We start from the raw sequence: 19,988 nt of genomic DNA on the forward strand, positions 1-19,988 counted from the left end.
CCACCGGGACAGGCGTCCCCACCGTTTTGCTGTCAATATCAACCGGAACCACCGCCAGGGTGTTCAGGTTCATGACATAAAGGGTTTTGCCATCCACGCTTGCCCCTACGGGCAAACGCAAGCGGCACGGTGACATTATTTCAACTTGGTGCGCGACAAACGCTTGGCGTTGGCAACCGCCTTGCCGTGCACCGGCTTCATGCCGCTTTCCAGAATCGCGGCGGCGGCATTGCCCAGCTGCTTGCCCGCCTTTTTCCCCGCAGGCATGCCCGCCCAAGGGAACATCATGGATGTCATCCACTGCTGTTGCTGCTTGGCGGCCTGCATGTACATCGCGCCCCAGGATTCATAAAACGCCCAGACCTTTTCCGTCCCCATGCGCTGGAACTCTTTCTGGTCACGCGCGGAAGGCGTGGTGCCTGCCAACGCCATGCGGGTCAAGCGGTGGGCAACAACTTGCGGCACGGCGAGCGCCATTTCAGCTGTCATGGTAGGGATGGACTTACGCGCCATAGGGATACTCCAGTGTCATCAGCAATATTGCATTGCAACAACTATAGCACCCTGACAATGATTGGGAGGGTTCCGGCACTTATTCCCCCCAGGAAGAAACTGGCATCCAACTGCCGCCGAACCTTGCCATGCCGACTTCCTCAGCCGCCGCCTTGAAACAATTGGCTGGATTTTATGATTGGATATATCCCTATCTTTTAAGATATGAAACCCAAGCCAAACACTTTTGGAAAATCTCATTTATAAACATACATATATTACTATTTACAATGAGTTAGCCATAAAAACTGCAAGCTGGCACAACCGTTGCAATAACACTCCTGTCTGAATCAACTGCATAACTTGCGGAGCAGGTTCAAAACCCTGCCTGACGCCGCCGCCACTGGCGTGCAGGCGTATCGGTTCTGCAGCGGGCCAGATAATGCGGCCATAACTCAGTCTGGTAGAGCACCCGATAAATTCGGAATGTCGCTGGTTCGAATCCAGCTGGCTGCCCCATCGCTATAGCTCAGTTTGGTAGAGCACTTGATTTGGTATCAAGCTGTCGCCGGTTCGACTCCGGCTAGTGAACCTACCCTTTTACGGTAGCTAGTGATAGCCCGCAAGGGCAACAACGGCAGACCCCCAGGCCAAGGCCGGATGGCAAGACACGTTTCGGCGCGGCTTGCCGGATGGCGGCGGCCAGCACCCGTACCGCCTTGACGGCGGGTTTGTGCAGTGCGAAACCGCAACGGCCCCGGCCCGCACGGATTTCCCGCCGCACACAAACCGCCAAGCCAGCAAGGGTGCGGGGGAACGCCACTTATTTTATTGCAAGGACAACGCCATGTTATTCCAAAACAAAGTCATTATCCCTGAAACACATCGCGGGCTGTTGTTCAAAGACGAGCAGTTCGTGGCCGTCCTGGACGCTGGCGTGCACACGTTTTGGGACTGGAAAACTCAGTACCGGGTACAACAAATCGCCGTCACCGGCCAAGCACAAACCACTGTGCCAGAAGACGTGCTGACCCTGGCCGAGCTGCACCCTGACAAATTTGCCGCTCACCTTCATTGCTGGGAAACCGGCGAGCAGGAAGTCGGCCTGCTGTATCAGGGCAATGTCCTGAAAGACATCAAGCCGCCTGCACAGCGCGGTGCCTGTTGGCAAGGCCAACGGTGCATCGAAGTGCGCAAGCTCGACATCAGCACGGATTTCAAAGTCCCGAAAGCGCTGGCCAACCAATTGTTGGCGGTCAAAGAACCGGCATTACGCGCCGCCACCCTGAACGCGCTGGCCATCGCGGCCATCCCGGAAGGCCACACCGGCTTCCTGGAGGTGGATGGCGAACAACGCGAAGTGCTGGCTGCCGGAACCCACGCCTGGTGGCAGTTCAACCATAGCATCAAGGTTACGCAACTGGATTGCCGCCTGCAAAACATGGAGGTCAATGGCCAGGAAATCCTCACCAAGGATCGGGTCGGGTTGCGCATCAACCTGTCCGCCATGTGGCAGATTGTGGATCCGCAGCAGGTGAAAACCGCGCTGGCCGACCACCAGGACTACCTGTACCGTGAACTGCAACTGGCGCTGCGGACGGTGGTTTCCACCCAGACGCTGGACGAACTGCTGGCGGACAAAAACCTGCTCAACCAGACCATCCAACAGTTGGTGGCGGAAAAAGCGGCTGCTTATGGTATCGTCCTGAAAGCCGTCGGCGCGCGCGACATCGTGCTGCCCGGCGACATGAAGGCGATCCTGGCGCAAGTGGTCGCCGCCGAAAAACAGGCCGAAGCCAGCCTGATCCGGCGGCGGGAAGAAACGCAGGAAACCCGTTCCCTGCACAACACCGCCAAGGTCATGGAAGGCAACCCGGTGCTGCTGCGCCTGAAAGAGCTGGAGGTGCTGGAAAAGATCACCGCCCGCATCAGCACCCTGAACGTCTACGGCGGGCTGGATGGCGTGATGAACGACCTGGTCAAGCTGACGGACAAGACCAAGGCCGCATAACGTACAGGGGCGGAACATGTTTCGCCCCTTCCTTAAGGAGATTCCTCATGCCATTCGTCATGGTGGACATTGAAGCGGATGGCCCGATTCCCGGCGACTATTCGATGGTCAGTTTCGGCGCGGTTATTGTCGAACCCGGCTTGCAACGTACCTTCTACGGGCAACTCAAACCGATTTCCGGGCGCTGGATTCCCGAGGCTTTGGCCGTCAGTGGCCATAGCCGTGAGGAAACGCTGGGTTTTGAGGAACCCGCCGCCGTCATGCAAGGCTTTGCCGACTGGCTGGAACGGGAAGTGAAAGGCCGCCCGCATTTCATCGCCGACAACAACGGTTTCGACTGGTCTTTCATCAACTGGTATTTCCATCACTTCCTGGGAACGAACCCATTTGGCTACAGCTCCACCAACCTTGGCTCGCTCTACAAAGGCGTGGTGCGCGACCTGTTCCAGAACTTCAAACACCTGCGCACCACCCGGCATGACCATCACCCGGTCAATGACGCCAAAGGCAACGCCGAGGCGCTGCTCGCGCTTGCCAAACAATATGGGCTGAAACTGCCGCGCTAGCATTATGAAAGGCCAATCTTGCTGGGGCTTGACACTTAATGGCCACCCCATGGATTATGTTTTCCATAAGTTGGAAAAAGTTCACGATGTAGAAAGAGAAATTCATGAAAATATATGCATCCAGCGGTTTACGCCTGCAACAATCTGGAGACATCACCAGGGCTGAGGCACGCCCCCCGCACCTTAAACAGCCGGAATATGAGGAAACCTATGATTACCATACTTTAATATACGATTGCTTCCTCTCCGGGGATGAATTGGTTATAGTTGGGCCATCCTTATTCAATTTAAAGGACATTATATTTCCTGTAGATGTGTTTGAGTTCGCCCCGCCCCATGATTATCAATATTTGAATTTCAGTGGCATTTATTCAATACACATTCCATGCCCATCATCCCTTGAACTGCCAGAAGACGGATGTTTGCAAGTGCGCCCGCACTACCAGCCAATGGTTGACAATGGTCGTATAACCATAAACAACAATGAAGGCTTGCTGGATGGCAAAAGGGTTTTGTTCACCTTGCAAAAAAACAACCCTATTGAGTGGATTATTTCTTGGGCAAGGTTTTACGTCAACGTCCATAAAACGGATGCCATCCTAATTTACGACAATGGTTCTGACGCCTATCCGTTGGAAACACTCTATCAGGAACTTACCAAAATCCAAGGTTTAAAAACCGTTATTATTGTCAAGTGGGAATATCCTTATGGCCCTGGAGCCTTTAGAAAGGATGGGCAGATCATTTCCAAATGGGACTCAAGATTTTGTCAACTGGGGGCGTTGGAGTCAGCCAGAAAAAGGTTTCTCCGCAAGGCAAAATCCGTCATTGTCGTTGACATTGATGAGCTTATCGTGCCAACACAAGCAGAATGGCCTTCCATTCACGCGTTCACAGAACAAAGTGATGTTGACTCCATCTTGGTGGGTGGAGAATTCGTAACCCAGGCAACCGCAGTCAAATATACAGATGGATTCCGCCTGCCCGCCCACCAGGATTTTTTGTACCTTTTGGCAAAAAGCAAAATTACACCTGCCAAATATTGCGTAGTTCCAGCAAGGTCAGCCGCCCATACGCAATGGAATTACCATCATATTACAGGCGGCAATAGCATGAAAAATCAAACTATGTTCCTGCTACGGCATTTTCTGGCAATATCCACCGACTGGAAATATCCACGGTCTGATATTTGCACTATTGACCTGGACATCCATATTAAAGACCCTCATCTTGAAAAACTGTTTGCTTCCTTATATGGGGCTGATGGCTAAGATTTTTGATTGCCCGCTTTTTTGAGCCGCTCCAAGTAGAGTGTTGGATGGACGATATTCACTGGCAGCTTTAGGCCACCTAAGCTGTCCACCTCTGCCGAGCGGCGGCTGTGGGAAAAAAACAGGATATTTTGCCGGTACCAAACAGGGATTTGTTTATTGTTCCAGATGACAGGGCGGATAAAATCATGCACCTCATAATCCAGCTCGGAAAACAAATCAATCCAGTATTCGGGCCATTGTTCATTCACATGGCCAACCCCTCCCTGAAACGGGATTGCGGCTGAAAACAGCACAAAATCAGCCAACTCCGTTAACACCTGGACAAATGCTTGGGCATTGTCGGGCGGCAAATGTTCGGCAACCTCCAGCGATATGGCCAAGTCATAATGGCCGGGCACTTTTATTGGCTTCACCCCAAAATCAATTTGTTTGAACGAGGCTTCGGGGATAACCAGAAATTCCGGATTCACCCAATCGCCGTCAGCCCCCTGAATACGGCTAGCCCCTTTTTCCTGCAATACGGACAGCCATGTGCCAACACCGCAACCAAGGTCAACCGCAGAACGGATTTCAGGTAATCTCTTGAGTAAAATGGAAAGGATAATATTGGCTGAATGGAGTGTTTTCGTGTGGCGCTTTTGGTGATGGTAAATATCGTTAGCATAGTCCGGCATTAAACGGTTCCTCGTTTGCCCATGGGTGCACGGTGGGCAGTGATGCCATTGGTGGTTTTGCCCCTTTCAGGCTGATGCCCCTTGCGAACATTTTCTTGAATCCTGCCTATTCTGTAAACGAAAAGTTTACCCTGCCTACAGCAAAAATCGTCACGGTGACTAAAATGTGCGGGCGTGCCAACAGAATGGCGTATACTGCAAGGTGCCTTCCCCACTGGCGGGGTGACGTCTGCTGACATTTGTCAGTAATGCCGCGCCCCATTATCCATTAGAATCGGAAAGTTAAGATTCAATGACAATGAGCAATGTGGAGCAAACGATGGATAGAGATGAAACCGCAAACAAACCCAATGAGCACACTGACCCGCTGACTGATATGAGCGTGGAGACCTTTGCCGTCCTGCAATCCGTTTCTGAAGCGCAGGACGCCAAAATTGCCGCTGCCGAAGACATTCTGACCCACACCAACCCGCCACCGACAGACGCCGCCGCCGTCATCAAGACCCTGGAGTCCATCCTCGCTGGCGCATCGCCGGATGACGCCGACGCCTTGCGCGCCGCCCTGCTGCGCTGGCATGAGCCCGAAGCCAAAATGCCGATCAGCCCTGATGAAGAGCTGGTGGAAAATTGGCGTACAGCGGTTTACCCCTACAAAAACCGCATGTCGCGCAAAAATTACGAAAAGCAGAAATACCACCTACAGGTCGAACTGCTGAAGCTGCAAGCATGGGTGCGCGAAACTGGCCAGCGTGTGGTGATACTGTTCGAAGGCCGCGACGCCGCTGGCAAGGGTGGGGCCATCAAGCGTTTCATGGAACACCTGAACCCTCGTGGCGCACGCGTCGTCGCGCTGGAAAAGCCCACCGAAGCCGAGCGTGGCCAGTGGTATTTCCAACGCTACATCCAGCACCTGCCGACCGCAGGTGAAATCGTGATGTTTGACCGTTCCTGGTACAACCGCACCGGCGTTGAGCGTGTGATGGGCTTCTGCACCGATGAGGAATATTTGGAGTTCCTGCGCCAGACGCCTGATTTCGAACGCAACCTAGTCAACAGCGGCATCCATGTCTTCAAGTTCTGGTTCTCGGTCAGCCGCAAGGAACAGCGCCGCCGCTTCAAGGAACGCGAAATCCACCCACTCAAGCAGTGGAAACTCAGCCCGATCGACTTGGCTTCCCTCGACAAATGGGAAGAGTACACCAAGGCCAAGGAAGCCATGTTCTTCCACACCGACACGGCGGAAAGCCCATGGACAGTCATCAAATCTGACTGCAAGAAACGGGCGCGCCTGAACGCCATGCGCTACGTCCTGAACAAGCTGTCATACAAGGGCAAGGATATGAAAAACCTTGCCCCCATTGACCCGCTGATCGTGGGGCGCGCCAGCCTGAGCAACTAAAGGCGCAACGGGCAGGCGCCGCGCTTACTTGATGCGCAGCGTCTGCCCAGCCTGGATGCCATACGGCGCTTTCAGGCGGTTAGCACGGATGAGGGTTTTGACCGGCGCTCCCGTCTGGCGCATGACAGCATAAACCGTGTCGCCTGGTTTCACTTGGTAATGGGCCTGCAAATCTGGCCACGGCAGGGCGGTGCCAGGGCTGTTTTTCTGCGCAGCCGTTATGGGTTTGCGCGGCGTCTTTTCCACCGCAGCCTTCCATGCTGCCTTGTGCACCACCACCCCTGCTTGATCCGGGGATGTTTTTGCCTGAACCGTTTTGCCTGCCGAAGCCGTTGTGGTGGCCTGTTTCCCGGCGGCACTGCCATCATCTGCCGCAGGCGCGAGATACGCAGCCAATGTGACCTGCGGTTGGACTGCCGGGTTCGATGGGCTTCCCGCCACCGCAAACTTCCCGTAAGCGCTCATCACTTTGCTGACATACGCTTTGTTAGGAATGTAGCCACCCAATTTGATGCGCCCCTCACCGGCGTTATAAGCCGCCACCGCATGCTGCATATTGCCGTCGTAACGTCGCAGCAGGTAACTCAAATAGCGGGAGCCGCCATGAATGCTCTGCGTTGCATTATAGCCATTACGGATATCAAAGCGGCGGGCCGTGCCTGGCATCAACTGCATCAGCCCTTTTTCCCCCAACGAGCCGCGCGCTTGGGCGCGGAAACAGCTCTCCACTGTAATCACGGCTTTGACCAGGCTGGGGTTGACGCCATATTGGTTGGCCGCCGAATGGATAGCGGCGTGATAAGGGCCTGCCCTGGCTTGAAGGTTGGCGGGACTCAAGGTTTGACAACCTTGGCCGCTTCCGGCGTGTTTTTTCTTGCCCGCCGCTTCAGCATTATCGGAATCCGCCGCCATTAAGGCGAGCAACATGAAAGCCAGCACAGCGCCGGTCAGATAGGGTATGACCTGTTTCATCGGGGTTTTACTCTCGAACTAAAGACACTCATCGGGAGGAATGCTTTTTAAGCAAAGCATAAGCAACTATCAAATAAATATTATTTATTAATAAATAGGTCATTATTCTGATGATTTCAATTCACGCATCGGATTGGCAACATTTCATACCCTTTTCGCTTGGCAATCACAGGCCATGCGCAAACGGGCCTCGACACGCAAAGCCGTCATCCGTTGCGGATCGGCGACAGCCGGGTAAAGGTGAAAATACCTATCCACTTCAATGACATGGTGGCTGGCCATCTGTTCCAGCCGATCCCGCCCAGCGTGGGAAAGGCCTTGCAAGACCAACAGTTGTGGGGCCAGCCGTTGCAAGTAGCGGTCGCATAAATCCTGTGCAACCGGATTGTCCCAATCTTCACGCAACAAGCATTCCGGAAACGCAGCCGTCGGCAACACGCCAACAACCTTGCCATCTGCACTGACCTCCTCCCCGTCACCATTGCCCAAACGCCGGAACCATTTGGCGGCAGGATTCTGCCCCGCGCGCTTTTTCACCAGCATTTCGAGCCGGTAATTGAGGGGCGGCATTCCCCGCTGGCTTTCTTCTTCGGTGTTGTCCAGCCCAAGTTGGGCGGCGCTGATGGCCTTCCAAGCAGGACGGCGCAGCTGCACCCCTTCCATCTCGCCCGGTTGACGGCAACTGGCCAGCAAGGCCAACGGCAGATGTTGCTGTCCATCCAGTAGCCAAAGTTCGTAGGCGTCATCCTGCGGCAATGGGGCCTGCGCCTGGGCCAGCGCCTCCAGCATCTCGGTAACGGCGCTTTCCACAATGTTGCAATTAATGGCCGGGTCTAATGGATAGGGCTTGAAGCCGCTGCGCGCCTCCCAACGCCCAATGCGGGCATATTGGAAACGTGGCGCAAAGGCGGGCTGGCTAGGCTTCACCCGCAACATATCGCACAAGAATTGCAGCTCCCATTGCCTGCCATCAAAGCTGAGGGCGCGCAACTGCTGGCTGGCGATGACCTGCAACAGGCCACGGAACGGGTTATGCAAACGTTTGGCGTAGCTTTCCATGCAGCCGCCGCGCCGCATCAGCCCAACGCCCGGTAACGTTCCATCAGGACATTCCGCACCTGCGACACCAGTGGCTGCATTTCCGGCTCGAACAACTCGTGCACGAAGTCCAGCTCATCCAGCACCGCATCAATCTTGGCACGGGTGTCATAGCTGTCCAATTGTGCAGAAACTTTCTGCAAATGCGCGTAAGGGTTATTGGCGATATGGGAAATGCCCTTCATGTTTTCATCGATCATGCCGTCCATCGCTACTCTCCTGCAAACATTAACTGGGCAGCCAACTATAGCAGCTCCAGCCATGGCTGCCGATGGCCCCGCAGAAATTACGGCTCAGGCGGCTTGCAGGCAGCGCTGCAAAACGGCGGCGGCTTCCGCAGCCCCATTGGGCGTGACGGCGGGCTTCCGCCAGGAGGTTTCCAGCAAGGCCATGATCTTGTCACCGAATGCGCCTGCCGTCACCTCTGCCCAATGGGTGAAAACCACTTCGCCATGTTGCTGGTGCCAGCGCGGCAGGTTCGGCTCCTCCGGCCAGCCGGGGCGGCCAATGCACAAGGCGGGAACCTGGTTCGCCACCGCCTCCGTCTGCGCGCCATAGCCGGTTTTGGTCATAATGGCATCGCAGGAAGCAAGCAAATCCACATAATCCAACCCAAACAGCGAGGTCGGCAGAAAATCCGGGCGCTGCCGGGTGAGGGCTTCATCCGGAAATATCCAGCACACGCCGGGCAGATGCGGCCAGCTTGCCAGCGGGTAATCCATACCCAGCCCGCCCAGCGCCATCAACACGAAACGGGTGTGTCCCGGCTGCCGGGCACGTTTCCGCAGCAACGCCGGGTTGCGCCGCCCCAGCGCGGCGATCGGGGCGAGCGGGCGGACACGCAAGGCCGGATGCATATCCATCGACGGCGCAGGTTGCAGGAATACTGCGGCCTGCGCATAGGCGTCGAGGATTTCCTCACGAATCCGGCCTGCACCCGGCAGGTCGCCGCAGTAGGCGTGGAACACATCCGCCCAGTTCAGCGAACACAGCGCCACCGCCGGAACGCCGGTTTCCCCCGCCGCCGCCAGGCTCAGGTAGGGCACGTTGGCGAACAGCAGGTCAGGCTGCAACTGCTCCAGTTCCCGCGCCGCCTGCGCCTTGCGCCGGGCGTAGTCCGCGTGGAAATCCGCATACCAGCGCATGCTGGCGGCGACGTCCACCCGCAGGGCGTCATGCATCAGCATGCCCGCATCCTGTTGGTAGGCGATCAGGGTGAACGGATGGCGGATGCGCTGGCGCAGCACCTGTTCCTGCGCCGCCGAACGGATGGTCAGGCGGATGGCGGCGCAATCAAGCGCATTGAGGACGGCGGAAGTTTGCGCCACATGGCCGAAGCCGTGGGCGGAGATGTCGATGACGAGGTGTTTCATAAATGGTTTTTTTATCATGGAAATATGCCAATTCCAAACCAGCAAGGTTAAACTTCCACTGAACCAATAGCCACAATCATCAAACAGGAAGCCAATCATGTTCTCATCCTTCGCCATCGCTGTGCTGGTCTTTATCGCCGCACTCATTTTCATGGGCGTGAAAATGGTGCCGCAAGGCTACAACTACACCGTCGAACGTTTCGGGCGCTACGTTTACACGCTGCAACCGGGCCTCGGCCTGTTGGTTCCCGTCATCTATCAGGTCGGGCGCAAGGTCAACATGATGGAACAGGTGCTCGACATCCTGCCGCAGCAGGTGATCACCGCCGACAACGCCAATGTCAGCATTGATGGCGTGGTGTTCTTCCAGGTGTTTGACCCGGCCAAGGCGTCATATGAAGTCGCCAACCTGCAAAACGCCATCCTGAACCTGACCATGACCAATCTGCGTTCCGTGTGCGGCTCGATGGAGCTTGACCACTTGTTGAGCAAACGTGATGAAATCGGCGCACGGGTGCTGGCAATTGTCGATGAGGCCACCAACGCATGGGGGGTGAAAGTGCTGCGCATCGAAATCAAGGATATTGAGCCGCCTGCCGAACTGGTGCGCGCCATGAACCTGCAAATGACCGCCGAACGCCAGAAACGCGCCCAGATCACCGAAGCCGAAGGCAAGAAGCAGTCGCAAATCCTGGAAGCGGAAGGTGCCAAATCCGCCGCTTTCCTGCGCGCCGAAGCCCGCGAACGGGAAGCGATGGCGGAAGCCAAAGCCACCCAAATGGTGTCGCAGGCAGTGGCACAGGGCGACGTGCAGGCGCTCAACTACTTCGTGGCGCAGAAATACGTCGAAGCGCTGGGCAAGTTTGCCGACTCCAACCAGCAGAAAACCATTTTCATGCCGATGGACACCAGCGGCCTGATGGGTTCCATCGGCAGCATCAATGAACTGTGGAAAGCGATGCAGAAGGACAAATAAACGCCATGGAAAACCTGCACATCGAATTCTGGCACTGGCTAATTTTCGGCCTGTTGCTGCTGGCGCTGGAGGTCGCAGCCCCTGCCATGGTGCTGCTGTGGTTCGGCTTCGGCGCCATTGTCGCAGGCGTGGTGCTGTGGCTGGTTCCCCCGCTTTCCATCGGTTGGCAGATCATCATCTTCGGGGTAGTGTCGCTGGCCAGCGTGTTTGGCTGGCGCAAATCGCGCTTTTTCCGCGAGGAAAACATCACCTCCGACACCCCTGACCTCAACAACCGCCTGCGCAGCCACATTGGCCGGGAATACGCCCTGACCGAGGCCATCACCAATGGGCGCGGCTCGATACGGGTCGGCGACACCGCGTGGCGGGTGCGCGGCCCTGACCTGCCATCCGGCTCCCAGGTGCGGGTGACTGGCGTGGACGGCGTGATCTTTACGGTGGAAAAGGCGGGTTAACGGCCCGCTTGCTGCCCCCGGCGCATTTTGGCGAAGTCCAGCATCCGCTGGGTGGACTGCAAGGCTTTCACGCGGATGCTTTCCTCCACAAAAATTTCATTTTTGCCAGTTTCCAGCACCTCCAGCAGGTTGTGCAGGCCGTTCATCGCCATCCACGGGCAATGCGCGCAGCTCTTGCATGTGGCGCCTTCGCCCATGGTTGGGGCTTCGATGAATTCCTTGTCGGGTGCGGCCTGCTGCATCTTGTAGAAAATGCCGTGGTCGGTGGCGACGATGAAACGCTTGTTGGGCAAGGTTTTTGCCGCATTGATGATCTGGGTGGTGGAACCGACCGCATCCGCCATTTTGACGATTTCTTCCGGTGATTCCGGGTGCACCAGCACGGCGGCGTCAGGATACTTTTCAATCAGATCGCCCAGCGCGCGCCATTTGAATTCGTCATGCACCACGCAGGCAGCTTGCCACAGCAGCATATCCGCCCCAGTCACCCGGTTGATGTAGTTGCCGAGGTGGCGGTCTGGTGCCCAGATGATTTTCTTGCCTTGCTCATCCAGCCAGCTCACCAATTCGACCGCAATGCTGGACGTGACCACGTAATCGGCACGCGCCTTCACTTCGGCGCTGGTGTTGGAATACACCACCACCGTATGGTCGGGGTATTGGTCACAGAAGGCGATGAACTCATCCGCCGGGCATTCGAGGTCAAGCGAGCATTCCGCCTCCAGCGTCGGCATCAGCACGCGCTTTTCCGGGTTGAGGATTTTGGCGGTTTCGCCCATGAAGCGCACCCCAGCGACCACCAGCGTTTTGGCCGGATGTTCGTTGCCGAAACGCGCCATGTCGAGCGAATCGGAAACATAGCCACCGGTCTCTTCCGCCAGCTCCTGCAAATCACGGTCGACGTAGTAATGCGCGACCAGCACCGCATCCTGCCCCTTCAGTTTCCGCTTGATGGCATCCTTGACGGCGGCCTTCTGTTCCGGCGTGTAATACGGGCGCAGGGATTCAATTTGGGCAGTCAGGGGGGCTTTGATCACAGGGATGGTTGGCGATTTGGCGGTCATGGCGGCGCGTAACCTTATTTATGAATAATAAGGTCAAGGATGGGGGAGAACGGGGGAAGATTCAAGGGGGAAACCGCAGGGGCGAACCAGCGTCCGCCCCTGCTTCAGGCGTCAATACGCGCCCAACAGATCCGCACCGATGGTGCCGCGCAGGCTGCGCAAGTATTCCGGCTGGCGGATGTCCGCGAGCTTCGCCTGCGCCTGGCGCAGTTTCCCGGCGATGTCCATGCGCTCGGCCACGTCGCGGTGCGTTTCCAGCTCCAGGAAATGCTGCAAATAGCGGCAATGCCGTTCCCACAGCGCCACGTCGCGCTGCTGCTTGGTTTCCAGGCGTTGCTGATACCAGCGCGACGCCAGCAGGTAGTCACGGGTGAACAGGGCGCGGATGGCGGGATGGTGCGCGTCCTTGCCCTCAAAACTGCCGGTCGCCATGATGTAAAGCAGCGCCTTGAGCGGCGGGCAGGCGTCGTCGATGCTGCCGTCGTCCAGATAGCGCTGGGCGGCTTGCTGCTGCGCCTCCACAATGTTGTTGACGCCATCCGCGAACACGTCCAGCCCCTGCGTTTCCGGCCTGAGGATGTCTTCGCCGAACACCACCGCCGGATTGTCGAAAATCTTGCCCATGAAGGCGGCGACGAAGCGGTCGGTGATGCGGTAGCCGAGGCGGCTGGCCAGCACCCGCTTGCCACCGTAGTCAAAATCTTCCAGCTTCTCCAGGTAGCCGTGCCCGATCAGGTGCTCCGGGTCGCGTTCGCTTTCATTCAGGCGCGCCCAGATTTCCGGAATCAGCAGGCTGATGTCATGATCAACCCGCTGGTTGGCGCCGATGTAGCCCGCTGCGCTGGAAAAGCCTGCATACCCGCTGATCAGGAACGACACCAGCGTATTGTTCAGGTCAGCCGTGGCGCGCAAGGCGTTGAACGGCCCCTTGGTCAGCGCGCCTTCACTGCCCGCGCCAGTGGTGGAGGGCGACTTGCCGGTGACGCTGCAAATGAAGTCCATGAACAGTTCCGGCAATTCCTGGTAATGGATCGGGTTGAACACCGCCAGTGGCCGGATGCCCGGCTCCGGCGGGTTGTTGCGCCGCCCGCTCAGGACGCCGTTCACCTCCGTGACCAACGGCTGGTCCAGCGGGATGCGCCGCTTGAAACGCGCGCCGATTTCCGCGATGTACGTCCGCATCGGCTGCTGCAAATCCGGGCGCACCTGCAAATAGCGCGGGTTCTTGCTCGGCTTGCCGTCCACCAGGCGCGGGTTGGCGGAAGACACCACGTATTCGCCAGATTCGCACGCCGCCTGCAACAGGTTGCGCATCGGCGCGGTGTAGAGCTGGAACTCGACGACATCCTCGACAATTGTGGACAAACTATCGCCTTGGAGCGGCTCGAAGTTGGCGATGAAGTTGCCCGGCTGCGCCATATCGCTTTCGGTCTGCTTGTCGAAACCGCGATGGATGGCTTCGTCCGGGCGCTGGAACAAACGGTATTCACAGTTTTTCGCCAGCTTGACGCTGGGGTTGGAAGACTTGGGCGAACGGTTGGGCAGCACCGCCGCACTGACCACCACCGACGCGGTGATGTCATCCTCCATCTGCACCTTTTCGGTGGCGATGAAATCTTGCCGCACCTTGAAGGTATGCCAGTTGCCCGACTTGCCCAGCCCCACCCGCAAGTAGGAGGCGACCAGATCCCGGCCTTCGCATTTCAGCGCATGCCCCGGCATGCCATTGATCACATCCACCGAAAAGTGGCTGCGCCAGCCATCGGGCCATTCCGGCTTGTACATGCGCTTGATGATGAACGCCTGCGACAGGATGCGGGGCGGGATGCTCGCCAGCCAGTCGTTGTAGGCGTCCGTATTGCCTGGCGAAGGCGTCAGCAGTTTGATGAAAGAGCCGAGACTGCGTTCCTCGCTCAGGGGCTGGCGGCGCGGATCGCGGTCTTCGTGGGCGCATTCCGGCTTCAGGCGCGTGCTGTAATCCCGGTTGAAAATGGCTTCCACCTGATCCATGTCCGTCTCGAAATCCTGCACGAACACCGGCCCGTAAATCACCGCGTCATCCAGCGACTTGGAGATTTCCGACTTGCCGCCGCCGGAAACCGTGCACGGCTTGTGGCAGAAAGTGCCTTCCGGGTCGGTGCCGATAATGCGCCAGCTGGGCGCCGCCGGATGTTTCTGCATTTCGGTCTTGTAGCCATTCGGCTGCATGTAGACCTTGCCCGGCCGCAGCCTGATGACATGCTCGCCGGAATCGTTCCGCCAGCGGACTGTCTGGGTGCGCAGGTCCATGCGCACGTCCAGCGGCAGGTAGACCACATCCGGAAACTGTTTGTCGATGGCGTAACCTTCCGGCTGCACCTGCATGATTTCCCCGAACTGCGCCACCATATTGGCAAAATTGTAGGTTTCCGGTTGCTGGCGGGTGCGGCTGTCCGCGCCGTACTCCTCGCCATGGTTACGCCGTTGGAAGGCGAGCGCGCCGCCCGCATGCTCCTCCTCCGCCAGCCCGAACAGGTTGGCGGAATAGCTGATCTGGGTTTTGACCTCTTTCTTGCAATAGCCGTAATAGTTGTCGGCCAGGATGGTGACGATCACGCCGCGCGTGTCGCGGGCCGTCACCTTGAAGGCGTTGCCGTCGTTGTAACGCTCGCTTTCATCGCGCCAGCACATGCCGTCCCGCCGCTGGCGTTCGGTCGCCTGCCCGTAATGCGGCAAGCCCAGCTCCTGCTTGGTCAGCCGGGTCAGGTGCGGAGCCAGGATCACGCAGCCGGTGTGGCCCGTCCAGTGCTCCACATCCAGCGCCGCGTCATGCCGGGGCAGGTAGGGGTTGCCCGCATTGCCGAAAATGCTCTCGACGAAATCCAGGTTGCTGACCAGGTTGCCGGGGGCGAAGAAACGGATTTCCATGCTCTTTTCCGCCTCCATGCCAGGGATTTCCGGGCACACCACCGGGCGCAGCAGCAGGGAGACGAACAGGCGCGCCGCTTGCTCCTCATTGGCGGTGAACGGCAACGCCAGCAATTCGTCCGGCGGGTTCAGGGCGTGTGCCAGCATGCGCGCATACGCGGTTTTCGGCACGGCCTTCTTGTCACCGGGGATCGGCAGGCCGCCTTCGGCAATGTGGAACGAACCTTTGGTGGTGCGGCGGTCATTGGCCGGATTGTGCAGGATGCCCTGCCTCACCCGGTAACTGGACACGATGTCAGAGCGGAATTCGTCGCCATTGGCGGGCAGGGACAATTCCCGCGCCACGCCGTAACGGTCGAGCACGATGCTGTTGCTCGGCAGGCGCGCCTTGCCCACCTCCGGGCAATCTTCCAGGTAACTGTCGAGGAAATCCTGGATGCGCCGGTCGGGCGGGCACAGGTAATTCATCAGCAAGCGGTTTTTTTCGCGGTAGCTGGAGAGCAGGTCGTGCGCGATTGTGAGGAATTCATTGTCGCCAGCGCGGGCGGCGGGCTGGCCGGAAGAAGACAGCTTGAGGTTGATGTACAGTTGCAGACGGCGGCGTTCCGCTTCAGCGTCTGGGCGCGCCTCACCCAGACCTAGCGATTGTTCCATGTTCATGCCGGGTAACTCTTTAGTAGCGTGAGGAGGAAAGGGGCTTGGATGGAAACTACCGGCAAGCGCGCGGGAAAACCATATTCCTTAAACTATTGAAAATATTTATCGACGTAGGGCAAACCGTCCGCAGGCCATCGCCCCGGTGTCAGTAAGTGGCGAGGATTTCCTCCTGCAAGGCCGGTTTGCCCAGCCGCCAGCCTTGCAGGCGGTGCACACCCCAAGCGGCGAACAGCTCCAACTGGTGCTGCTCTTCAATGCCTTCCACCACGATCTGCATGTGCAAGCGGTTGGCGAGGTCGATGATGCTGCGGATGATGGCTTGCGAATTGGCCTCATGGCAGCTTTCGGTATAGCGGCGGTCGATTTTCAGCTCATTGGCGGGCAGGGTCTGCAAATAGCCGAACGAGGCGTAACCCGCCCCGAAATCGTCGATGGAAATGCGGAAGCCACGCGCCTGCAAGCCTTCCACCGCCAACCGGACGCGCTGGTTGTCCTCCATATACACCGATTCGGTCACCTCCAGGGTGATGCGCGCCACCACCTCGGCGGGCATATTGCCCAGCATCTGATCCAGCGATGGCAAAAACGCCTCACACATCAGGTCATAAACCGACAGGTTGATGGAAATGTCCAGATGCGGGAACTTGTGGAAAAACAGCGGCGAAACGGCGAACACCTGCCTGACGACCCATAATGACAGCCGGGTGATCACCGCGTTCTGCTCCAGCAGCGGAATGAACTGGACAGGCGACAGTTCCCCATAAACGGGATGCCGCCAGCGCACCAACGCCTCCAGCCCGGACAGCGACTGTTGCAGCGGGTCAAGTTGCGGCTGCCATTGCAGGTAAAACTGATCCTGCGCCAGTGCCGTTTCGAAATCATTCAGCAAGGTGATCTGGCGGCGTTCGTTGTAGCCCACGTCATCGTTGTACAGCAGCAGGGTGTTGCCAGTCTGGATGCACTGCGCCAGCGCCATATTGGCGTTCTGGATCACGCTTTCAATGTCCCGCGCCAACGGCGGCGCATTGCTGCTGGCGATGACCGGGGTGACATCCATGTTGCAGCCGTCCTGCCGCTTCATCTGCTCGAACGATTGCCGCAGCAAAACCTGCAAACGGGCGTGCTCCTCCGTGTCCAGCGGCAGGCTCAGAATGCCCAGCGTATTGTTTTCGCAATAAAACACCGCCGCCACCGCCTGTTTGCGCCGCCACGGCGGCAGGCTGAAGCCTTCCTGCTGCAAACGCCGTTCCAGCAGGGTGGCCAGGCTGCCCAGGTACTGGTTGCGGAATTCCGAACCACGGGCGATTTCCATTTTCTCCAGCCCGGCGACCCAGCAATACGTCAGGGCATGCGGTCGCCCCTTGGCGGCGGCCTGCCGCAACGCTTCCTGCAAAGCCAAGATATTGGGCAGGTTGTTGCGCGGGTCTTGGAACCGCGCCTGCCAAGACATCAGGCGCATCTGGCGGATGCGGCTGAACAGCAGGGCGGAAAGCAACAGCATTTCGGCGATGACCGTCACCACGATCCAATGTTCCGCCCAAAAAGTGTCGTCAATCAGCCCCAACCGGCTCAGGATCAGCAAACCGCTGGAAGGCGAAAACAGCAGCAGCATGAACAGTTGTGGCCAGACCCGTGGGTCGCGCCGGTGCGCCAGATACGCGCCATGCGTGACGCCCAGCAACACCCCCAGGCTGATGCTGACCACAAACAAACCCAGCCCGGTATGCAGGTCGATGAATGGGGCCAGCAGCACAATCAGCAAATTGCCCAGGAAAATCAATTGCAGGCCACGGTTGAACAGCGGCTCCCGTTCGTGGGCGACCACTGCGTCAAACAACCCCAACACCGCGCTGTAAGCCGCGCAACAGGCGAACAGGACAATCACGCCCTTGCTGTCCGCCCCGCCCCGGTTTTGCAGCAAGGAGTCCAAATAGCCGTATTGCGCCGCCTGCATCAGCAAAATGCCGACGCCATAAAGGGCATGGTAGACAAACGCCTTCAACCCGGTCGCCAGATAAACGCTCACGTTGTACAACGCAATCGCCAGCACCGCCACCGCGTAGGCGATGAAAAAGAACAGGGTTTGCTCATCTTCGGCGCGGTAGGCTGCCTCATCCCACAGTGTCACCGAACCCGTCACCGCGTTATGCCCCTGCACGCGCACCAGCAACTGGTAGTTTTTCCCCGGCTGCAACGGCAAGGAAAACACGTTTTTGTTGGTGCCGGTCATGCCCGCCGGTTTGCCCAGGAACGCCCCTTGCCGCCATTCGCCCAGCAAAGCACCATCCTGGTAGGCGCGCAGGCTCACCTGATCAATCACCCGGTTGAATTCCAAGATCGCCGTTTTGCCCGCAATGCCCTCAGTGCGGAATTGCATGGCCAGCCACACAGGGTTCTTTTCCATGCCGAAACGCAATTGTTCACGGCCCAACGGTGACCAGCCGGGGGCGGCCCTGGCGTTATCCAGGTTCAGGTTGTTGTGTGTATCCAGCAGATACTGGCTGGAAGGCAACAGACTGAGCGATTGCCATTCCTCCAGGTTGACGGTGGGCATCATGGGCGTTATTGCGCCAGCCAGCGCGGGGAAACTGCAACACCACCACAGCAGCACGGCGAGCCAAACACGGCGAGTCATTATTGTTATTCATCCTTGGTAAGGCGGAAACTTGGGATGGTCAAGCATAGCACAACCGCAGCCAAGCGGCCTGCCCGGCAGTATGAACGGGTGTTCAGCAGCCAATGTGTTTGCCGTGGTTTCCTTCCTTACGCCAACTGGCTGCTCCAGCAATTCCGGCCACCCGGTTAAGTGAGTAAACTCCACAACCGAGGTGAACCATGAAGACAGCCACAACCCGTTGTACTGGTCTAATAGAACCTGACACATCGAAATAGGATAAACGGAGCAAGGCTACAGCGTCCCGGAAGCAGCAGCTTCCTTGGGGGCCGTACCAACCAGCTTTACGGCTGGAAGAAAAAACGGGAGGAATCGAAAGCGGATAGCCTGCTGAATACGGAAGAGAAAACGGAACTGTTGAGTTTACGCAAAGAAGTGAAACGCCTGCGCATGGGGGAAAGAAATCTTAAAAAAAGGCCAGTGCCTTCTTTGCGAAAGAAATGAAGTAAAGTTTCAGTTTATACCGTCGGCAATTGAAAATTCGGTTTTCATATTTTAGCCACCCCAAAATTATCAGCGAGCAAGGTGGTTAATGCGTCATTCTCTGTACGCGAAAAAAATCTAAGTGATTGATATGTTGAGTTATTGGAATTGAAAGCCCGCCGCTGATCTGTGCCACTCTCCCCAGCGACCAAGAAGGAGAGACCATGGAACTGAGCGACGGGCTAAGGGACAGTCTAAAAGTGCATCTGGGCTGGGGCAAGAGCCGCCTGGATTGTTTTGTTGGCATGTTGCTGGGTTTGTTGCGGCTGAAACAGGTCAACCTGACGCAACTGGCATTGGCGTTTGCCAGTGAAGCCGAGCCGAAATCGCGTTACCGCCGCCTGCAACGGTTTTTCGCCAGCGTGGCGTTTGATTACGATGCGGGTGCCCGGCTGGTCATGCAGATGTTCGGTTTCAATGGGCAACCCTATCACCTGGCGCTTGACCGCACCCACTGGCAATGGGGCAAGGCCGACATCAATATCCTGACGCTGGGGATTGTGTACAAAAGCGCGGCCATCCCGGTGTATTGGCTGGTGCTGGACAAGCGCGGCAACTCCAACCAAGCAGAACGGGTTGCCCTGCTGAAGCGTTTCATCAGCCAGTTTGGGCGTGACGGGTTCAGGGGATACTCGGCGACCGTGAATTCAAGGCAAACCAGAGCCGCCGCTTGCGTAAAGCCTGTTGGGTAGGCCAAGCGCGGGTTTGGCTCAGCGGGATGCGGCTGGAAAACGGGGGGGGGCTGCTGATCCTGGCGGCCAACCAGCGTTTCCGTGAGCCGTTCGGCACCTATGCCCTGCGCTGGGAGATCGAAAACCTGTTCCAATGCCTCAAAGGGCGTGGCTTCCATTGGGAGGACACCCGCCTGACCCGCCGCTTCCGCACTAATTCGAACAACGGTTCAGTGAGGTAG

General features: G+C 57.6%; 19 protein-coding genes, 2 tRNA genes and 1 pseudogene. 12 read left to right on the plus strand and 10 right to left on the minus strand.

All coding sequences use genetic code 11. The features are described from left to right. Nucleotides 1–135 precede the first annotated feature (135 nt). Entirely contained in the window at nt 136–513 is a 378-nt protein-coding gene (locus VSS37_RS19180) for a polyhydroxyalkanoate granule-associated phasin (RefSeq protein WP_324697832.1), read from the minus strand. Between the two features lie 423 nt (nt 514–936). Between VSS37_RS19180 and VSS37_RS19185 the strand changes: the two genes are divergently transcribed. Next, nucleotides 937–1,011 (plus strand) — tRNA-Phe (locus tag VSS37_RS19185). After that, nucleotides 1,011–1,081, plus strand: a tRNA-Pro gene (locus VSS37_RS19190). The genes VSS37_RS19185 and VSS37_RS19190 overlap by 1 nt, the downstream gene beginning before the upstream one ends. A 3-nt stretch (nt 1,082–1,084) precedes the next feature. Here the strand turns inward: VSS37_RS19190 and VSS37_RS19195 are convergent. Continuing rightward, on the minus strand, nt 1,085–1,315 hold the full coding sequence (locus VSS37_RS19195) for a hypothetical protein (RefSeq protein WP_324697833.1): 231 nt from the start codon (nt 1,313–1,315) through the stop codon (nt 1,085–1,087). A gap of 24 nt (nt 1,316–1,339) precedes the next feature. Here VSS37_RS19195 and VSS37_RS19200 point away from each other — a divergent pair, with 24 nt between their 5' ends. From VSS37_RS19200 to VSS37_RS19210, 3 genes are all read left to right on the plus strand, one after another. After that, nucleotides 1,340–2,503 carry a slipin family protein gene (locus VSS37_RS19200; protein ID WP_324697834.1) on the plus strand — a complete coding sequence of 388 codons (1,164 nt, stop codon included), beginning with the start codon at nt 1,340–1,342 and terminating at the stop codon, nt 2,501–2,503. Between the two features lie 47 nt (nt 2,504–2,550). After that, on the plus strand, nt 2,551–3,069 hold the full coding sequence (locus VSS37_RS19205; protein ID WP_324697836.1) for a 3'-5' exonuclease: 519 nt from the start codon (nt 2,551–2,553) through the stop codon (nt 3,067–3,069). A gap of 104 nt (nt 3,070–3,173) precedes the next feature. Next, nucleotides 3,174–4,340, plus strand: coding sequence for a hypothetical protein (locus tag VSS37_RS19210; protein ID WP_324697838.1), 1,167 nt, complete (start codon nt 3,174–3,176; stop codon nt 4,338–4,340). Here VSS37_RS19210 and VSS37_RS19215 read toward each other — a convergent pair. Next, on the minus strand, nt 4,337–5,017 hold the full coding sequence (locus VSS37_RS19215; RefSeq protein WP_324697839.1) for a methyltransferase domain-containing protein: 681 nt from the start codon (nt 5,015–5,017) through the stop codon (nt 4,337–4,339). The genes VSS37_RS19210 and VSS37_RS19215 overlap by 4 nt on opposite strands. Nucleotides 5,018–5,609: 592 nt before the next feature. Here VSS37_RS19215 and ppk2 point away from each other — a divergent pair. Further along, nucleotides 5,610–6,416, plus strand: a complete 807-nt coding sequence (gene ppk2, locus VSS37_RS19220) for a polyphosphate kinase 2 (RefSeq protein ID WP_324697882.1) — start codon at nt 5,610–5,612, stop codon at nt 6,414–6,416. A gap of 24 nt (nt 6,417–6,440) precedes the next feature. On the opposite strand, the gene VSS37_RS19225 is transcribed toward ppk2, so the two are convergent. The 4 genes from VSS37_RS19225 to VSS37_RS19240 all read right to left on the minus strand — a co-directional run bounded on the left by VSS37_RS19225 (nt 6,441) and on the right by VSS37_RS19240 (nt 9,859). Next, a complete protein-coding gene (locus tag VSS37_RS19225) occupies nt 6,441–7,388 on the minus strand; it encodes a transglycosylase SLT domain-containing protein (protein ID WP_324697841.1) in 948 nt (315 codons plus the stop codon). Between the two features lie 144 nt (nt 7,389–7,532). Next, nucleotides 7,533–8,447, minus strand: coding sequence for a hypothetical protein (locus VSS37_RS19230; RefSeq protein ID WP_324697843.1), 915 nt, complete (start codon nt 8,445–8,447; stop codon nt 7,533–7,535). 17 nt (nt 8,448–8,464) lie between these two features. After that, on the minus strand, nt 8,465–8,695 hold the full coding sequence (locus VSS37_RS19235) for a hypothetical protein (protein WP_324697845.1): 231 nt from the start codon (nt 8,693–8,695) through the stop codon (nt 8,465–8,467). Nucleotides 8,696–8,779: 84 nt separating this feature from the next. Next, the gene (locus VSS37_RS19240) at nt 8,780–9,859 is read right to left on the minus strand and encodes a hypothetical protein (protein ID WP_324697847.1); all 1,080 of its coding nucleotides are present in this window, start codon (nt 9,857–9,859) and stop codon (nt 8,780–8,782) included. A 97-nt stretch (nt 9,860–9,956) separates the two neighbouring features. On the opposite strand from VSS37_RS19240, the gene VSS37_RS19245 reads away from it, so the two are divergent. Next, nucleotides 9,957–10,835 carry an SPFH domain-containing protein gene (locus VSS37_RS19245; RefSeq protein WP_324697849.1) on the plus strand — a complete coding sequence of 293 codons (879 nt, stop codon included), beginning with the start codon at nt 9,957–9,959 and terminating at the stop codon, nt 10,833–10,835. Between the two features lie 5 nt (nt 10,836–10,840). Beyond that, the gene (locus VSS37_RS19250) at nt 10,841–11,290 is read left to right on the plus strand and encodes an NfeD family protein (RefSeq protein ID WP_324697851.1); all 450 of its coding nucleotides are present in this window, start codon (nt 10,841–10,843) and stop codon (nt 11,288–11,290) included. Here the strand turns inward: VSS37_RS19250 and nadA are convergent. From nadA to VSS37_RS19265, 3 genes are all read right to left on the minus strand, one after another. Further along, complete coding sequence (nadA, locus tag VSS37_RS19255; RefSeq protein WP_324697853.1) at nt 11,287–12,354, minus strand: quinolinate synthase NadA; 1,068 nt, start codon at nt 12,352–12,354, stop codon at nt 11,287–11,289. The two genes, VSS37_RS19250 and nadA, sit on opposite strands and share 4 nt — an antisense overlap. A 111-nt stretch (nt 12,355–12,465) precedes the next feature. Next, nucleotides 12,466–15,921 carry a PPi-type phosphoenolpyruvate carboxykinase family protein gene (locus VSS37_RS19260; RefSeq protein ID WP_324697855.1) on the minus strand — a complete coding sequence of 1,152 codons (3,456 nt, stop codon included), beginning with the start codon at nt 15,919–15,921 and terminating at the stop codon, nt 12,466–12,468. Between the two features lie 142 nt (nt 15,922–16,063). Then, nucleotides 16,064–18,553 (minus strand): EAL domain-containing protein, encoded by a 2,490-nt coding sequence (locus tag VSS37_RS19265; protein ID WP_324697857.1) that lies wholly within the window; start codon nt 18,551–18,553, stop codon nt 16,064–16,066. A gap of 36 nt (nt 18,554–18,589) precedes the next feature. Here VSS37_RS19265 and VSS37_RS19270 point away from each other — a divergent pair, with 36 nt between their 5' ends. From VSS37_RS19270 to VSS37_RS19285, 4 genes and pseudogenes are all read left to right on the plus strand, one after another. After that, the gene (locus VSS37_RS19270; protein WP_324697858.1) at nt 18,590–18,724 is read left to right on the plus strand and encodes a hypothetical protein; all 135 of its coding nucleotides are present in this window, start codon (nt 18,590–18,592) and stop codon (nt 18,722–18,724) included. A gap of 94 nt (nt 18,725–18,818) precedes the next feature. Continuing rightward, nucleotides 18,819–19,055: pseudogene (locus VSS37_RS19275) on the plus strand (transposase); the annotation flags it as partial. A 184-nt stretch (nt 19,056–19,239) separates the two neighbouring features. After that, entirely contained in the window at nt 19,240–19,767 is a 528-nt protein-coding gene (locus tag VSS37_RS19280) for a hypothetical protein (RefSeq protein ID WP_324697860.1), read from the plus strand. Further along, a complete protein-coding gene (locus VSS37_RS19285) occupies nt 19,746–19,988 on the plus strand; it encodes a hypothetical protein (RefSeq protein ID WP_324697862.1) in 243 nt (80 codons plus the stop codon). The genes VSS37_RS19280 and VSS37_RS19285 overlap by 22 nt, the downstream gene beginning before the upstream one ends.

The sequence above is a fragment of the Candidatus Thiothrix phosphatis genome (genome assembly GCF_035668035.1).
Taxonomy (GTDB): Bacteria; Pseudomonadota; Gammaproteobacteria; order Thiotrichales; family Thiotrichaceae; genus Thiothrix; species Thiothrix phosphatis.

What these genes read in the sequence shown, in the direction of transcription:
- VSS37_RS19245 (WP_324697849.1), top strand. Translation starts at nt 9,957, where the DNA reads ATGTTCTCATCCTTCGCCATCGCTGTGCTGGTCTTTATCGCCGCACTC.
- VSS37_RS19180 (WP_324697832.1), bottom strand. Translation starts at nt 513, where the DNA reads ATGGCGCGTAAGTCCATCCCTACCATGACAGCTGAAATGGCGCTCGCC.
- VSS37_RS19270 (WP_324697858.1), top strand. Translation starts at nt 18,590, where the DNA reads ATGGTCAAGCATAGCACAACCGCAGCCAAGCGGCCTGCCCGGCAGTAT.
- VSS37_RS19200 (WP_324697834.1), top strand. Translation starts at nt 1,340, where the DNA reads ATGTTATTCCAAAACAAAGTCATTATCCCTGAAACACATCGCGGGCTG.
- nadA (WP_324697853.1), bottom strand. Translation starts at nt 12,354, where the DNA reads ATGACCGCCAAATCGCCAACCATCCCTGTGATCAAAGCCCCCCTGACT.
- VSS37_RS19215 (WP_324697839.1), bottom strand. Translation starts at nt 5,017, where the DNA reads ATGCCGGACTATGCTAACGATATTTACCATCACCAAAAGCGCCACACG.
- VSS37_RS19225 (WP_324697841.1), bottom strand. Translation starts at nt 7,388, where the DNA reads ATGAAACAGGTCATACCCTATCTGACCGGCGCTGTGCTGGCTTTCATG.
- VSS37_RS19230 (WP_324697843.1), bottom strand. Translation starts at nt 8,447, where the DNA reads ATGGAAAGCTACGCCAAACGTTTGCATAACCCGTTCCGTGGCCTGTTG.
- VSS37_RS19235 (WP_324697845.1), bottom strand. Translation starts at nt 8,695, where the DNA reads ATGGACGGCATGATCGATGAAAACATGAAGGGCATTTCCCATATCGCC.
- VSS37_RS19250 (WP_324697851.1), top strand. Translation starts at nt 10,841, where the DNA reads ATGGAAAACCTGCACATCGAATTCTGGCACTGGCTAATTTTCGGCCTG.
- VSS37_RS19260 (WP_324697855.1), bottom strand. Translation starts at nt 15,921, where the DNA reads ATGAACATGGAACAATCGCTAGGTCTGGGTGAGGCGCGCCCAGACGCT.
- VSS37_RS19205 (WP_324697836.1), top strand. Translation starts at nt 2,551, where the DNA reads ATGCCATTCGTCATGGTGGACATTGAAGCGGATGGCCCGATTCCCGGC.
- VSS37_RS19280 (WP_324697860.1), top strand. Translation starts at nt 19,240, where the DNA reads ATGGAACTGAGCGACGGGCTAAGGGACAGTCTAAAAGTGCATCTGGGC.
- VSS37_RS19240 (WP_324697847.1), bottom strand. Translation starts at nt 9,859, where the DNA reads ATGAAACACCTCGTCATCGACATCTCCGCCCACGGCTTCGGCCATGTG.
- VSS37_RS19265 (WP_324697857.1), bottom strand. Translation starts at nt 18,553, where the DNA reads ATGACTCGCCGTGTTTGGCTCGCCGTGCTGCTGTGGTGGTGTTGCAGT.
- ppk2 (WP_324697882.1), top strand. Translation starts at nt 5,610, where the DNA reads ATGCCGATCAGCCCTGATGAAGAGCTGGTGGAAAATTGGCGTACAGCG.
- VSS37_RS19210 (WP_324697838.1), top strand. Translation starts at nt 3,174, where the DNA reads ATGAAAATATATGCATCCAGCGGTTTACGCCTGCAACAATCTGGAGAC.